12 protein-coding genes are annotated in these 13411 nt (G+C 68.8%); 6 read left to right on the forward strand and 6 right to left on the reverse strand.

Going from position 1 to position 13411, the window contains the following annotated elements; genetic code table 11:
* The first annotated feature begins 13 nt into the window (after positions 1–13).
* Positions 14–502 (forward strand): RNA polymerase sigma factor, encoded by a 489-nt coding sequence (locus tag VHO04_RS08080; protein ID WP_329627843.1) that lies wholly within the window; start codon positions 14–16, stop codon positions 500–502.
* Positions 499–1194: an anti-sigma factor gene (locus VHO04_RS08085; protein ID WP_329627844.1), complete on the forward strand. Its 696-nt coding sequence runs from the start codon at positions 499–501 to the stop codon at positions 1192–1194. The genes VHO04_RS08080 and VHO04_RS08085 overlap by 4 nt, the downstream gene beginning before the upstream one ends.
* A 10-nt stretch (positions 1195–1204) precedes the next feature.
* Here VHO04_RS08085 and VHO04_RS08090 read toward each other — a convergent pair whose 3' ends face one another.
* From VHO04_RS08090 to VHO04_RS08100, 3 genes are read right to left on the reverse strand one after another with little or no spacing between them, the layout of a single operon-like run.
* Positions 1205–2398 carry a cyanate transporter gene (locus VHO04_RS08090; RefSeq protein ID WP_329627845.1) on the reverse strand — a complete coding sequence of 398 codons (1194 nt, stop codon included), beginning with the start codon at positions 2396–2398 and terminating at the stop codon, positions 1205–1207.
* Positions 2395–2865 carry a nucleoside deaminase gene (locus VHO04_RS08095; RefSeq protein WP_329627846.1) on the reverse strand — a complete coding sequence of 157 codons (471 nt, stop codon included), beginning with the start codon at positions 2863–2865 and terminating at the stop codon, positions 2395–2397. Before VHO04_RS08095 ends, VHO04_RS08090 begins: the two co-directional genes overlap by 4 nt.
* Before the next feature lie 13 nt (positions 2866–2878).
* Positions 2879–4333, reverse strand: coding sequence for an amidohydrolase family protein (locus VHO04_RS08100; RefSeq protein WP_329627847.1), 1455 nt, complete (start codon positions 4331–4333; stop codon positions 2879–2881).
* A 105-nt stretch (positions 4334–4438) separates the two neighbouring features.
* Between VHO04_RS08100 and VHO04_RS08105 the strand changes: the two genes are divergently transcribed.
* Together VHO04_RS08105 and VHO04_RS08110 are read left to right on the forward strand one after the other, a co-directional pair.
* On the forward strand, positions 4439–5305 hold the full coding sequence (locus VHO04_RS08105; RefSeq protein WP_329627848.1) for a LysR family transcriptional regulator: 867 nt from the start codon (positions 4439–4441) through the stop codon (positions 5303–5305).
* A 719-nt stretch (positions 5306–6024) separates the two neighbouring features.
* Positions 6025–8406 carry a TonB-dependent receptor gene (locus VHO04_RS08110; RefSeq protein WP_329627849.1) on the forward strand — a complete coding sequence of 794 codons (2382 nt, stop codon included), beginning with the start codon at positions 6025–6027 and terminating at the stop codon, positions 8404–8406.
* 27 nt (positions 8407–8433) lie between these two features.
* On the opposite strand, the gene VHO04_RS08115 is transcribed toward VHO04_RS08110, so the two are convergent.
* From VHO04_RS08115 to VHO04_RS08125, 3 genes are read right to left on the reverse strand one after another with little or no spacing between them, the layout of a single operon-like run.
* The gene (locus VHO04_RS08115; protein ID WP_329627850.1) at positions 8434–9237 is read right to left on the reverse strand and encodes an FkbM family methyltransferase; all 804 of its coding nucleotides are present in this window, start codon (positions 9235–9237) and stop codon (positions 8434–8436) included.
* Positions 9234–10385 (reverse strand): hypothetical protein, encoded by a 1152-nt coding sequence (locus tag VHO04_RS08120; RefSeq protein WP_329627851.1) that lies wholly within the window; start codon positions 10383–10385, stop codon positions 9234–9236. Before VHO04_RS08120 ends, VHO04_RS08115 begins: the two co-directional genes overlap by 4 nt.
* A gap of 4 nt (positions 10386–10389) precedes the next feature.
* Positions 10390–11115 carry an HAD-IB family hydrolase gene (locus VHO04_RS08125; protein ID WP_329627852.1) on the reverse strand — a complete coding sequence of 242 codons (726 nt, stop codon included), beginning with the start codon at positions 11113–11115 and terminating at the stop codon, positions 10390–10392.
* Positions 11116–11241: 126 nt separating this feature from the next.
* On the opposite strand from VHO04_RS08125, the gene VHO04_RS08130 reads away from it, so the two are divergent.
* Both VHO04_RS08130 and VHO04_RS08135 read left to right on the forward strand, forming a co-directional pair.
* Positions 11242–11919 carry a response regulator transcription factor gene (locus VHO04_RS08130; RefSeq protein ID WP_329627853.1) on the forward strand — a complete coding sequence of 226 codons (678 nt, stop codon included), beginning with the start codon at positions 11242–11244 and terminating at the stop codon, positions 11917–11919.
* Positions 11916–13283 carry a HAMP domain-containing sensor histidine kinase gene (locus VHO04_RS08135; protein WP_329627854.1) on the forward strand — a complete coding sequence of 456 codons (1368 nt, stop codon included), beginning with the start codon at positions 11916–11918 and terminating at the stop codon, positions 13281–13283. The genes VHO04_RS08130 and VHO04_RS08135 overlap by 4 nt, the downstream gene beginning before the upstream one ends.
* Positions 13284–13411 lie beyond the last annotated feature (128 nt).

Raw genomic sequence — 13411 nt, forward strand, 5'->3', positions numbered from 1 at the left:
CGAAAAGGCGATCATGCGCTTTGAAGAGGAACTGGTCGAGCTGCTGCCGCGTCTGCGCCGTTTCGCGCGCGGGCTGGCGCAGAGCGCCAGCGACGCCGACGATCTGTGCCAGGCGGCGATCGAGCGCGCGCTGAAATCGCGCGAACAGTGGCAAGACGGAACGAGACTGGACAGCTGGATGTACCGCATCACCCGCAATCTCTGGATCGACGAGCGCCGCGCGGCGGGCCGGCGCGGCGTCCATAGTCCCATCGACGAGGCCGCGACGCAGGTCGCGGGCGATGGCGCCGCCGAGGTCGAGGCCGGCGCGCTGCGCGGCGATGTCGACGGCGCGATGGCGCGGCTTCCCGACGAACAGCGCGAGGTGGTGATGCTCGTCCTCGTCGAAGGCTATGCCTATCGCGAGGCGGCCGAAATATTGGAGGTGCCGATCGGCACCGTCACCTCGCGCCTCGCGCGCGGCCGCGAGACGTTGATGCATTTGCTGGGAGAGGCGGCATGAGCTTCGACCCCGCCACCGTCACCGCTTTCATCGACGGCGAACTCGACGACCTGACGGCACGCCGCATCGCGCGCGAGGCCGAGAGCGATCCCGCGCTGGCGGCCGAGATCGCGCGCCACCGCGCGCTGAAGGCCCGCCTGACGGCGCATTTCGCGCCGGTCGCCGAGGAGGCGGTGCCCGAACGGCTGCGCGCGCTGCTGGTGGATGCCAGCGTCGACACCAGCCTTGCCGGTCGCCGCGAAGCGAAGCGCGCGCGCTTTTCGTCGATCCATTGGGGGGCAATCGCGGCGTCGCTGGTGCTCGGATTGACGCTGGGCCTGAGGCCGTGGCTGCCCGCGCCCGACGTGACCAGCGCGAACGGCACGCTGGTCGCCGCGGGATCGCTGGCGCGGGCGCTCGACACGCAGCTCGCCTCGAACCAGCCCGCCGATGCCGCCGTGCGGATCGGCCTCAGTTTCCGGGACAAGCAGGGCCGCACCTGCCGCAGTTTCGAGGGCGCCGCGTTTTCGGGTATCGGATGCCGCGAGGACGGGCGCTGGGCGCTCGAGCGCGCGCTGCGCGGGGAAGGCAGGCGAGACTATCGTCAGGCCTCCTCGGGCGCGCTGGCGGCCGATGTGGCGGCCATGCTGGCGGGCGATCCCTTCGATGCCGCCGCCGAACGCGCCGCGCGCGACCGGGGGTGGTCCGATTGAGCGCCGCCCTCTAGAGGGTCGCCGGCCGGGCCCTTGGGGCGGCCGCCATGGCGCTGGCATAGCCGCCGGGCGCGAGGCGGGCGATCAGCATGGCGGCGATCGCGACGCAGCCGAGGTGGAGCAGCCAGCCGGCGACGAAGCCGCCGGTGCGGTCGTGCAACGCGGCGACGATCCACGGCGGCAGCGCCGCGAGCAGGAAGCCGCCCCCCTGCATCAGCGCCGACAGCGCGCCGGCTTCGGCCGCGTCCGCCAGATGATCGAGCGCGACGATCATCATCAGCGCGAAGCACCCGCCGAGCCCGGCGCCGAGCAGGATTGCGATGGCGAGCGGCGCGGCCTCCGGCGCGAAGGCCAGCCCGGCAAAACCCGCTGCCTGCATCGCGAGCGTCAGCGCCAGCCAGCCGCGCCGGTCGGTCCGCCCGCGCGCCGCGACCGGCAGCAGCAGCGCCGCGGCGGCCTGAGCGACCGCCAGCACCGCGAGCAGGGTGCCGCTGGCGGCGATGCCGCGCCCCTGGTCCTGATAATAGGGAGCGAGCCAGGCGACCGAGGAGGCATAGCCGCCGTTGACCAGCCCGAAGCCGGCCATCAGCAGCCAGGCGCGCGGGCGGCGGAGCAGCGCGCCCATGCTTCCGTGCCCCGTCCGCGCCGTCTCGTCGCGCGGTAGCTGCGTCGCCAGCGCGAGCGCCGCTATCGCCGGTGCGGCGAACAGGGCAAGGCCGACGCGCCAGCTTCCGGTCGCCTCGACGAGGAGCGGGGCCGCCTGCGCGCCGAGCGCGCCGCCGCCCATCAGCATCGCCGAATAGAGGCCCATGACGATCGCCACGCGTTGCGGAAAATCGCGCTTGATGATGCTCGGCAGCACCGCCTGAACGACCGCGACGCCGAGCCCGCAGAGGAGCGCGGTGCCGAGCAGCAGCGCGCCGCTCGCGGCGAACAGGCGGAGGAAGGAGCCGAAGGCGAGCAGCGCCAGCGCCAGCATGACCAGCCGTCGCGGCGCGATCCTGCGCTGGAGCAGCGGTCCGGCGAAGGCGCCGATCCCCATGAGCAGCATCGGCAGCAGGGTCAGCAGCGCCATATCCTGCAACCCCAGCCCCGTCGCTGCGCTGATTGCCCCCGCGAGCGGCCCGATCCCGGTCAGGAACGGCCGCAGGTTGAGCCCGATCAGCGCGATCGCCGCGAGCGGGAGCAGGCGGGCGGCTTTCATCCCGCTTTCGCCTGCTGCTTTCGCGCCCAGTCGGCGTAAAGGGCGGGGTCGCCCTGCGGGACGTGGCGGATCGTCATCGCCTGTTCGGCGAAGGGCTTGGCGAGGTCCGCATAGATGGCGGCGGTCGACAGGCCATAGGGCGCGCCGTCCTCGTTCGAATAGGCATAGGTGACCGCGGCGATGCCCGACAGGCGCATCGCCGCCAGGCACATCGGGCAGGGGTGGCCGCTCGCGAAGACCGCGCAGCCGCCGAGGTCGGGCGAGCCGAGCGCGCGGCTCGCGGCGCGGAGCGCGCCGAGTTCGGCGTGCGCGGTTGGGTCGCCGGTCGCGAGGATCTCGTTGACGCCGGTCGCGATCACCGCGCCGTCCCTGACCACCACGGCGCCGAAGGGGCGGCCGCCATCGTCGGCGTTGGCGCGTGCGAGAGCGATCGCTTCGGCGAGGAAGCGTTCGGTATCGTCCATCATCGGGCCTTTCTGCCTATTTTGCCGCCGCGGCGTTCCACGCCGCGACCTTGGCGCGGGTGTCGGCGAGCATCTTGTCGAGCGCCGCGCGGTCATAGGCGGCGCCGCGCAACACCACGGCGCGGATCGCGCGCGTCGCGGCGATGTCCTGAAGCGGGTTGCGGTCGAGCAGCACGAGGTCGGCGGCCTTGCCCGCCTCGACCGCGCCATAATGGTCGAGCTTGCCGAACCACGCAGGCCCGGCGCGCGTCGCGGAGGCCAGCGCCTGTGCCGGGGTCAGCCCCTTGTCGACGAAAATGCCGAGTTCCTGATGCAGCGCGATGCCGGGATAGTTGAACGAATTGAGGAAACCCGCGTCGGTCCCCGCCATGATCGTCACCCCTGCCTTTTGCAGCATCGGCAGCACCGATGCCTCATGCTCATATTCGGCGTGGCGCGCGGCGATGGCGGCGGCGTCGGCCTTGGCGGCGCGATCGATGCGCCACTGATAGGTTGCGCGCAGGCCGGGGCCGATCAGGCCGAGATAATCGTCGCTCTTGTGATCGTCCCGATCGAGATAGGCGATGACGCGGCTGCCGTTCAGCGTCGGAGTGACGAACACGCCCTTCGCGGTGAGTTTGCGATAGGCGGCCATCGCGGTTTCGGGGTCGAAGCCCGCGTCGATGCGGCGATAGGCCTCGGCCCGGTCGATGCGCCCGGCGGCGAAATCGGCGGCGATCGCGGCTTCGTCCTTCACCCCGGCCTTATAGGCATAGCCGATATGCTCGATCGAACTGATCCCGGCGTCGACTGCCTGATCGACGGTGAGCGCGAGCGGGATATGGCCCGAGACGCGCAGCCCCGCCGCGCGCACCTTGCGGATCGCGTAGAGGAAGAGGTCGGGCTTCATCGTGCTGTCGGTGATCTTGACGAAATCGACGCCAAGGCCGGTGAGCTTGGTGACCGCCGCATCGACATCGGCTTCCGACCCCGTTTCGATCGTGCCCTTCCAGATCGGCTTGATGCCCTCGATCTTGGGGCCCGAGCTCAGCAGGGTCGGGCCGAACAGCCTGCCGCTCGCAATCTCGCCGCGCCACGCCAGCACGTCGTTCGGCAGGTCGCCCGAGGCGTCGCGCACCGTCGTGATGCCGTGCGCGACATAGAGCGGCAGCAGCGCCTTATTCTCCTCGACCAGCGCCGGGCCGCCGCCGAAATGGACGTGCATGTCCCAGAGGCCGGGGATCAGGAAGCGCTGGCTGCCGTCGATGATGCGTCCGGCGGACCATGCCTTTGCGACTTCCGCGTCGCCGCCGACCGCGACGATCACGTCGCCTTTGGTCGCCACCGCCTGGTCGGCGATCAGCCGCGCGCCGGCGACGTCGACGATCGTTGCGTGGCGGATCAGCAGGTCGGCCTGCTCCTTCGCGGCGGCGGCGGTGGACAGGGGCAGCAGGGCGAGCCCCGCGATAAGGACGGATACCAGCTTCTTCATGGCGTCGATTCCAGCTTGTTGAACGATCCGTCGCAGATAGGCCTTTGGCACATCATTATCCAATGAGATGTTTAAATGCCTATCATTCAAGTTTAGGATGATGCCATGTTCGATCCGCGCCTCCTCCGTGCCTTCGTCGCGATCGCCGACACGGGAAGCTTCACGCAGGCGGCCGAGCGGCTCCACAGCACCCAGTCGACGATCAGCCAGCAGCTTGCGCGGCTGGAACAGGCGGTCGGGCAGGGGCTGATCGACCGCGCGGCGCGGCCGGTTCGCGTCACCGCGCCGGGCGAACGGTTGCTCGGCTATGCGCGCCGCATCCTCGCGTTGCAGCAGGAGGCGGAGACGTTGCTTGCCGACCGCGCGGGCACCGCGGCGATCCGCATCGGGGTTCCCGAGGATATCGTGACGTTGCCGATGAGTGAAATCTTCGCGCGCTTCGCCGAGCGGCATCGCGAAGTGCGCCTCGACGTCACCACCGGGCTCAGCCGCGACCTCGACCGCCGTTTTCGCGCGGGCGAGTTCGACATCGTCGTCGTCAAGGAAGCCGCCGCGAGCCCCGACCATCGCGCGACCTTTCCCGAGGCGATGGCGTGGTTCGAGAGCGCGGAGCGTGCGCGGCCGTGGACCGATCCCGTCCCGCTCGTGACCTTTCCGCCGGGCGGCCTTTATCGCGAGGCGATGTTCGAGCGCGTCGACCGGGCCCGCCGCCACTGGTATGTCGCCTTCACCGCGACCAGCCTCGCCAGCGTCCTCACCGCGGTCGCGGCGGGGCTCGGCCTGTCGCTTCTGCCCCGCGCCGCGGCCGAAGGGTGCGGGATACGCCCCTATGGCGGGTTCGGCGAGGCGGCGGCGATGGCGGTCTCGGTCTATTCGTGGGAGGATGCGGGCGAGATCGGCCTGCTGCTGGGCCATATCAAGGCGGTGCTGCAGGGTCGCTACGAAGCCTATCGCGCGCCGTTCGGGATTTGAGCGAGTGGGTCGGGGAGGGCGGGATTCAAGCCGCAACTCGCCGTCCGAAAGAATTTCTTCGCTTGACGATTCCTAAATCAATCTTTTAAGTTGAATTTGTCGCTCGAAGCTGGTCGAGACGGGCGACGGGCTCTCCCGCCTTCTCTCCTCGACCCGCGGCTTTTGACCGGGAAGCAGCTTGCTCCGCGTTACCAACGGCTAAAGCGCGTGATGCTCGGGCGACGGCGCCAGGCATTGCGTTCCCCCAGCAGGGGTATTGCGATGCGCATGTGTAGCAGCAGGTCTTGAACCGATGCCGATCGGGTCCGGCGCTTTCGCCGGCCCGTCTTTCTTTGCGTCGTGCCCCGCCCTGGCGGGGGTGCGGCTTTGGTCCGGCGCCGCCAGCCAAATGCGCGCGCCGGTGACAGGTGAACCCATGCCTTTGCTGACTCCATCCGACCTGTCGGATCTCGCTCGCTATCCCGCGTCCCTGCGCAGCGCCGCCCGCGCGCTGTGGGGAAGCGGGCTGGCGACCGCGCGCTCCGGCCCGGCGCCGCGCGCCCCCCAAAATCCGCGATTTCGTGGAAAATGAAAGAATTTTTTCCGTTTCAATAAGAAATCTTCTTCGCACAGCGCGGCGAGGCTCTGTTACAGATGAAGCGAAGCGCTTTGCCGCGTGTATCCCAAGCGACCGGGCAGGGCGCCGGGTTGATGATAATAGCAAAACCAGGAGGACTGATATGACCCCTTTCCGCACCATGGCGACCAGCGCCATCGCTCTCGCGGCGATCGCCGCCTTTCCCGCGCAGGCGCAGGATGCGCCCGATGCCGCGGATAGCGCCGGCAACGGCGACGAGATCATCGTCACCGGCACGCGCGCGGCCGGGCGGTCGCGGCTCGACTCGCCGGCGCCGGTCGACGTGCTGAACGGCGAGACGCTGCGCCGCCAGGGGTCGACCGAAGTCGGGCAGGCGCTGGCGACCGTTGCGCCGTCGATCGACTTCAAGCGCTCTTCGGCGGTCGACGGCACCGACGCGATCCGCCCCGCGACGCTGCGCGGCCTGTCGCCCGACCAGACGCTGGTGCTGATCAACGGCACCCGCGCCCACACCTCGGCGCTGCTCAACGTCAACGGCAGCGTCGGGCGCGGCTCGGCGGCGGTCGACCTCAACACCATTCCCACGGTGGCGCTCGACCGCATCGAGGTGCTGCGCGACGGCGCGTCGGCGCAATATGGGTCGGACGCGATCGCGGGCGTCATCAACCTGCGCCTGCGCGAAGCGCGCGAAGGCGGCGGCGTATCGGCGACATACGGCATCTATGCCACCGACATCGACACCGCGCGCGGCCATCGCAGCGTCACCGGCGAGCCCGTCCTCACCGTATCGGGCTGGCAGGGCATCGGCTTCGGCAACGACGGCTACCTCACCATTTCGGGCGAATATGTCGACCGCAAGCCGACGAGCCGCGGCGATTTCGACCCGCGCGTGACGCCCAGCCGCGTCACCAGCCGCTTCGGCGATCCCGAGGTCGAGCAGGCGACGGTCTTCGCCAACGCCGGGGTCAACGTGACCGAGGCGTTGCAGCTCTATGGCTGGGTCGGCTATCAGGACCGCGACAGCAAGAGCGCGGCCTTTCCGCGTCTCGCCACCACGGCCGCGGCGAACGGCGTCGGCAGCATCTGGCCTGACGGCTTTCTGCCGCTGATCAACACCAAGTCGCGCAACCTGACGAGCGCGCTCGGCCTGCGCGGCGACGTCGGCGAATGGAATGTCGACCTCAACCTCAGCTATGGCCGCAACCGCATCGCTTTCCGCACGCTCAATTCGGCGAACTACAGCCTCGGCGCCGCCTCGCCGACCGAATTTTATGACGGCGCGGTCACCTATGACCAGTGGATCGGCGGCCTCGACGTGTCGCGCAAGTTCGACATCTTCCATTCGCTGAACCTCGCCTTTGGCGCCGAGTGGCGGCGCGAGGGCTATAAGATCGCGGCGGGCGAGCCCGATTCCTATACCGGCAGCGGCGCGCAGGGCTTCCCGGGCTTTGATCCGCGCAACGTGGTCGATGCGCACCGCCGCAACATCAGCGGTTATATCGACATCGAGGCCGAACTGACCTCGCGCTTCCTCGTCGCGGTCGCGGGCCGGGTCGAGGATTATTCGGACTTCGGCTCGACCGCCAACGGCAAGATATCGGCGCGTTTCGATGCGACCGACTGGTTCGCGCTGCGCGGCACCGCCTCGACCGGCTTCCGCGCGCCGTCGCTGCAGCAGCAATATTATACCTCGATCACTTCGGTCGTGGTCGATGGCGACGTGCTGCTGACCGGTCATTATCCGCCGACGAACATCGTCGCCGAAAAGCTGGGCGGCCTGCCGCTCGAGCCCGAGAAATCGACCAACTTCTCGCTCGGCGGGGTGATCCACAGCGGTCCGTTCAGCCTGACCGTCGACGCCTATCAGATCAAGATCCGCAACCAGATCGCGCTGTCGGAGAATATTCGCGGCACCGGCGCGCCGGGCGATCCGATCAACGCGATTCTCGATCCGCTGGAAGTTCAGGCGGCGCGTTTCTTCATCAACGGGGTGCGCTCGAGGACGCGGGGCGTTGACGTCGTCGCCAATTATAAGGCGCGGAGCGAGAATCTCGGCACCTTCGACTTCACGCTGGCCGCGAATTTCAACGACATCGACGTGACGCGGGTGCCGACTTCGACCTCGACACTGAACCCGGCGCCGACCCTGTTCGGGCGCAGCCGCATCCTGACGCTGGAGGAAGGGACGCCGCGCACGAAGATCACCGGGGCGATCGACTGGTCGGGCGACCTGCTCGGCGCGACGCTGCGCACGACCTATTATGGTCAGGTCAACCAGCCCGGTACGGCAGCCGACGGGTCGGCGGATATCTTGACCGGCAAGCATGTCATCACCGACCTCGAGCTGCGTTACCAGCCCATCAAGGGGGCGCAGGTCGCGCTCGGCGCGAACAATCTGTTCGACGTCTATCCCGACGCGACGCCCGCCGCGCTCAACTCGACTGGGGTCGTCGGTTTCCCCTATTATTCGCCGTTCGGCTTCAACGGCCGCTATCTCTACGCGCGGGTCGGCCTGACCTGGTAAGCGCGACCGCGAACCGCGGGTCCGGCCCTATTCGGGGGCCGGACCCGCATCGCTGCGTTCGGCCAGCATGTCATAGTGGCGGCCGATTCCGAAACGGGTGAGGCAATCGAAGCCGGCGCCGCCGAGGCGGCGCGCGATCGCGGCCCCGTCGGTCCAGCGTTCGTCGACCTCATAGAAGATCGCGGCGATCCGGCCGAGATGCGCCGACGCCATCAGCGCCTCGATCACCGCTTCCTCATGACCCTCAACGTCGATCTTGACGATCAGTGGCGGTGCGCCGTCGATCAGCGTATCGACCCCTGCGATGCCGAGGATGCGAATCTCTTCGCCCTCCGCTCCGCCCGTGTCGCGCAGGCTGGCGGTTCCGCTGTGTGCGCGGTCGGTGGCGATGCGCGCGATGCCCGACTGGAGCGAAACCGCGGCATGGACCGGCTTGATCGTCGCGCCCAGGCCGTTGAGCGCGATATTGTCGCGCAGCAGGACAAAGGTCGCGGCGACGGGCTCGAAGGCGACCGCCGCCCTGCAATGCGGGTTCTGGGCGGCGAGCAGGCTGTAGAGACCCTGATTGGCGCCGATATCGACGAAGGCGAAGGCGCGGTCCTGCGCGGCGAGATAGTCCGACAGCGCGCGGCCATAGGTCGCATAGTGGCAATAGCGGAAGGTGCGATCCTCCCAATTGGCGCGCATCCGCACGCCGTAGCGCGAGGTCACGACCCCGCTCTCGCGGCGGAGCGGCAGCCGGGCGAGCAGGTTCACCCATAGCTTCGCGAGCGTCTTTGCGACGCCATAGTCGAGGAAGGCGGCGAAGCGCGAAGATGCTGCGGTGGTCATGCGCGCGCCATGAAATCGAGGATCGCCTCGGCCGCCCGCTCGGACGAGGGGCGGTCCTGAAGGTCGAAGCTGTAGCCGAAGATATCCTCCTGCCGCGCGCGCATTGCCGGGGACAGCGTCGGCGTTTCGGCGAGCGCCGAGTCGAGTTCGTCGATGCTGGTGAGCACGGTGCCGGCGCGCCAGTGCGCGAAGTCGGGATTGCCCTGCCACGCGAGTCCGCGCGGGTTGAGGAAGAAGCAGGGGCGCGGCCGGCGGATGAATTCATAGACCTGGCTGCTCGCGTCGCCGAGGTAGATGTCGGCGGCGTCGGTATAGGTCATGTCGAGGCTGGCGGCGCTGCCGGTATCGATCAGCATATGGTCGTGCTCATAATGGTCGGCGCGCGGGCCGAGGTTCCAGCCGAGCGCGAAGGGAGAGAGCGAGGCGGTGACGCGCTTCCTGAACAGCATCACATGCGGCGCGAAGATGAGGTTGTAGCGGTCGCTCCTTGCGAACCAGTCGAGAATCGCCGGCCCCATGCGATACCAGGACGATAGCGCGGGCGACGGGTGCGGATTGTAGAGCACCGTCGGCCGGTCCTTGGGGAAGAGGCGCGGATGGCTGGGCGGCGCGAGGTCGAATTTGGGGTAGCCGACGATCGCATGGCCGTTCTCTTTCAGCAGGTCGGCCTCGGCCAGCCGGTCGCGGATCTTTTCGCCCGACAGCAGGACGAGGTCGAATTTCCCGCTCGCCTTGTCGAAACCGATCGCGCGGTCGCCCGCGCCGTGGCGGGTGTGGACGAGCTTCAGCGATTTGAGGCCGAACAGCGACTTCAGGAGGAGCGAGGTTTTTTCGGGGACGACGAGCGCGTCGAGGGTGCGGAAGCGGTCGAGATTGCGGCGGAGCGTCGAGACGATGTCGGTGGGAAGCGCGCGGCCGCTGGCGCGGTTGGCGGCGCGGGCGAGCGCCGACGGCGGCCGCAACCGGACGATCTCGGGCGCGGCGCCCGGCGTGGCGGCCGCGAGCCGGCGGACCTCGCCCTCGCAGCCTTCGGAGACGAGGATGCTGACGCGCGCATTGGTGCCACGACCGAGCAGCGCCAGCGCCACCGGCAGCGCGTGCGCGACCTGATGCGCGCCGTGATGGTTGAAAAGGAAGCCGATGTGCATCGCGTCACCGCCGCCAGTCGAGAATCGGCCAGCCGCGCGCTTCGGCCACGCCGCGCAGTTTCGCCGACGGATTGACCGCGATCGCTTCGTCGGCGAAGGCGAGCATCGGCAGGTCGGAGATATGGTCCGAATAGAAACGGATATGCGCGCGGTCGCGGGCAATCCCGGCGCGGTCCAGAAAGGCCGCGACCCGGTGGCGCTTGTCGCCGCCATAGCAGTTGGCCGAGCCGATCGCGGGAGTCAGGCAGCCGTCCCGCCACGTCGAGTCGGTCGCGATCACGTCGGCGATCCCCAGCCTGCGGGCGAGCGCGGCGGTATAGAAATGCGGTGCGGCGGTCGCGATGACGACGCGGTGGCCCGCCGCGCGTTCGGCCTCGATCAGCGCGAGGCCCTGCGGGTAAAGTCCGCGGGCGACGAGGCGGCGCGCGAAGCGGTCGGCCAGTCGCGCGGCGTCGCGCTCGGCCAGCCGCGGCCCGAGCGCGACGCGGTGCATCGCCTGTTTCATCGTCCGGCGTGGGACGAGCTTCAACGCATAGAGAATCGCGACGGGCAGCAGCAGCGGGAGCAGCAGGATGCGCCACGGTGCGCGGGTGCGGATCGCGAAGAGCAGGAAGGGGGTGTAAGTGGGCAGGATGGTCAGCGTGCGGTCGAGGTCGAAGACCGACAGCATCGCCTTTGCCGGCACCGGGGATGCCGCCTCATGCTCGATCCGGCGCTTTGCTTCTGCCATCGTCCGCTCCTTCTCCGAACGGAATGGCAGCGGTGCCTGACGCCCGGATGGCGCGAAGATTTGATTTTCGACATGTTCGGTGACCGGGTGGCGGCCCAGCCGTCGAACCGGTATCGAGGGGGGTCTATGCATATCCTGGTGATCGAGGACGATGCCCGCGTCGCGGAGCATATCGGCAAGGGGCTGACCGCCGCCGGGCACCTCGTCGATGTCGAGGGCGACGGCCGGTCGGGCCTGCTCCGCGCGGCGTCCGAAAGCTATGACCTGATCGTCGTCGATCGCATGTTGCCGTACGTCGACGGGCTGACGATCGTCCAGACGATCCGCGCGACCGGCGATACGACGCCGGTGCTGTTCCTGAGCGCGCTCGGCGAGGTCGACGAGCGTGTGGCGGGGCTGCGCGCGGGCGGCGACGATTATCTGACCAAGCCCTTCGCCATGTCCGAACTGCTCGCGCGCATCGACGTGCTCAGCCGCCGCGGCCCGGCGCTGTCGGCCGAAACGAAGCTTTGCGTCGGCGATCTCGACATCGATCTGCTCGGCCAGCAGGTGCGGCGGCAGGGGGCGGTGATCGACCTGACGGCGCGCGAATATCGCATCCTGACCTATCTGGCCCGCAACCAGGGCCGGGTCGTCACCCGCTCGATGCTGCTGGAGCATGTGTGGGACTATCATTTCGACCCGCAGACCAACATCATCGACCAGCATGTCAGCCGCCTGCGGCAAAAGGTCGACAAGGGGTTCGGCCGGACGCTGATCCACACGGTGCGCGGCACCGGCTATGTCATGCGGGCGGAAGGATGAGGGCGCGCGGGGTTGGGCGCGGCGGCCTCCGGCACAGCCTGACGCTGCGGCTGGGGCTGATTTATGTCGCACTCTTCCTGACCTCGACCGTGGCGCTGTTCGGCGCCGCCTATTGGATCGGGGTCTATCAGCCGCTGCTCGAAGCCGCGGCGGGGGTGAGCGACGAAGCGGCCGAACTGGTGGCGATCGACCGCGGCGGCGGGCGCGATGCGCTGGTGCGCGCGCTGCTGGAGCGCGAGAAGACGGGCCCCAAGCGCCCCTTTCACGCGCTGATCGCCCCGGACGGCAAGACGGTGGCCGCCAATCTGCCGAGCTGGCCCGAAACGCCGATCGGCGGCTGGACCACGCTGGAGGCCGACGTCTATCAGGCAGGACAGGAACAGGATTATGAAGCGCTCGTCGTCGAACGGCGGCTGAGCGACGGCGCGCGGCTGATCGTCGGGCGCGATGTCGAGTCGATCGACGATCGCGACGAGCTCTACACCATCGGATCGCTGTGGCTGATCCTCTTTGCGGCGCTGCTCGCGCTCGGCGGCAGCGTCGCGATGAGCCGCGCGGTCGGCCGGCGGATCGATGCGGTGACGCGGACGGCGCGGCGGGTGATGGCGGGCAATCTGACCGAGCGCATCCCCTTGCGCGGCACCGGCGACGATTTCGACGAGCTTTCGGCGACGCTCAACCTGATGCTCGGGCGGATCGAGGAGGCCGTCGAATCGGTGCGCCGCGTATCGGACAATGTCGCGCACGAACTGCGCACCCCGCTGGCGCGGCTCCACGCCGATCTCGACGAACTGCGCGCGGCGGAAAGCGAAGACGAGCGCCAGCGGCTCGCCGAACAGGCGGCGGCGGAAGCCGAGCGGCTGCAGGCGATCTTCGACGCGCTGCTCCGCATCGCGCGCATCGAAAGCGGGCGGCACCTGAGCGGAGTGCGCCGCATCGACCTGACGACCTTGCTCGCCGATGCGGCCGAACTCCACACCCCCGATGCCGAGGCGCATGGGCAGAGGATCGAAAGCCGCGTCGCGCCGGGGCTGGAACTCGACGCCGATCCGAACCTGCTGTTCCAGGCGATCTCCAACCTGCTCGACAATGCGGTCAAATATGGCGGCCCGGGTGCGGTCATCGCGGTGACCGCGCAGCGGACTGAGTGCGGGATCGAAATCGCGATCAGCGACAGCGGCCCCGGCATCGCCGATGCCTGGCGCGACCGGGTGACCGAGCGTTTCTTTCGCGGCCCCGATACGGCGGGGCAGCCCGGAACCGGCCTCGGCCTGGCGCTGGTGTCGGCGATCGTCGGGCTGCATAAATGGCACCTCGATATCGAGGATGCCCGGCCCGGGACGCGCGTCCGCATCCGCTGCTGACCCGCTTCATGCTGCCCGCCGTGGCTTTCGGGCGATCCGCCGCGCTCCATCTTGTCAATTATTTTAGTTGAATTAATATCCCTGCCGCGGGACGTATTCCGAGTCGACCGATCCATCACCGACCGGCG

The sequence above is a fragment of the Sphingopyxis sp. genome, assembly GCF_036261875.1.
Lineage (GTDB): Bacteria > Pseudomonadota > Alphaproteobacteria > Sphingomonadales > Sphingomonadaceae > Sphingopyxis.

Bases quoted from the DNA above. Each gene is read 5' to 3' on its own strand.
- VHO04_RS08080 (WP_329627843.1), top strand. From the start codon at position 14: ATGCGCTTTGAAGAGGAACTGGTCGAGCTGCTGCCGCGTCTGCGCCGT.
- VHO04_RS08085 (WP_329627844.1), top strand. From the start codon at position 499: ATGAGCTTCGACCCCGCCACCGTCACCGCTTTCATCGACGGCGAACTC.
- VHO04_RS08090 (WP_329627845.1), bottom strand. From the start codon at position 2,398: ATGAAAGCCGCCCGCCTGCTCCCGCTCGCGGCGATCGCGCTGATCGGG.
- VHO04_RS08095 (WP_329627846.1), bottom strand. From the start codon at position 2,865: ATGATGGACGATACCGAACGCTTCCTCGCCGAAGCGATCGCTCTCGCA.
- VHO04_RS08100 (WP_329627847.1), bottom strand. From the start codon at position 4,333: ATGAAGAAGCTGGTATCCGTCCTTATCGCGGGGCTCGCCCTGCTGCCC.
- VHO04_RS08105 (WP_329627848.1), top strand. From the start codon at position 4,439: ATGTTCGATCCGCGCCTCCTCCGTGCCTTCGTCGCGATCGCCGACACG.
- VHO04_RS08110 (WP_329627849.1), top strand. From the start codon at position 6,025: ATGACCCCTTTCCGCACCATGGCGACCAGCGCCATCGCTCTCGCGGCG.
- VHO04_RS08115 (WP_329627850.1), bottom strand. From the start codon at position 9,237: ATGACCACCGCAGCATCTTCGCGCTTCGCCGCCTTCCTCGACTATGGC.
- VHO04_RS08120 (WP_329627851.1), bottom strand. From the start codon at position 10,385: ATGCACATCGGCTTCCTTTTCAACCATCACGGCGCGCATCAGGTCGCG.
- VHO04_RS08125 (WP_329627852.1), bottom strand. From the start codon at position 11,115: ATGGCAGAAGCAAAGCGCCGGATCGAGCATGAGGCGGCATCCCCGGTG.
- VHO04_RS08130 (WP_329627853.1), top strand. From the start codon at position 11,242: ATGCATATCCTGGTGATCGAGGACGATGCCCGCGTCGCGGAGCATATC.
- VHO04_RS08135 (WP_329627854.1), top strand. From the start codon at position 11,916: ATGAGGGCGCGCGGGGTTGGGCGCGGCGGCCTCCGGCACAGCCTGACG.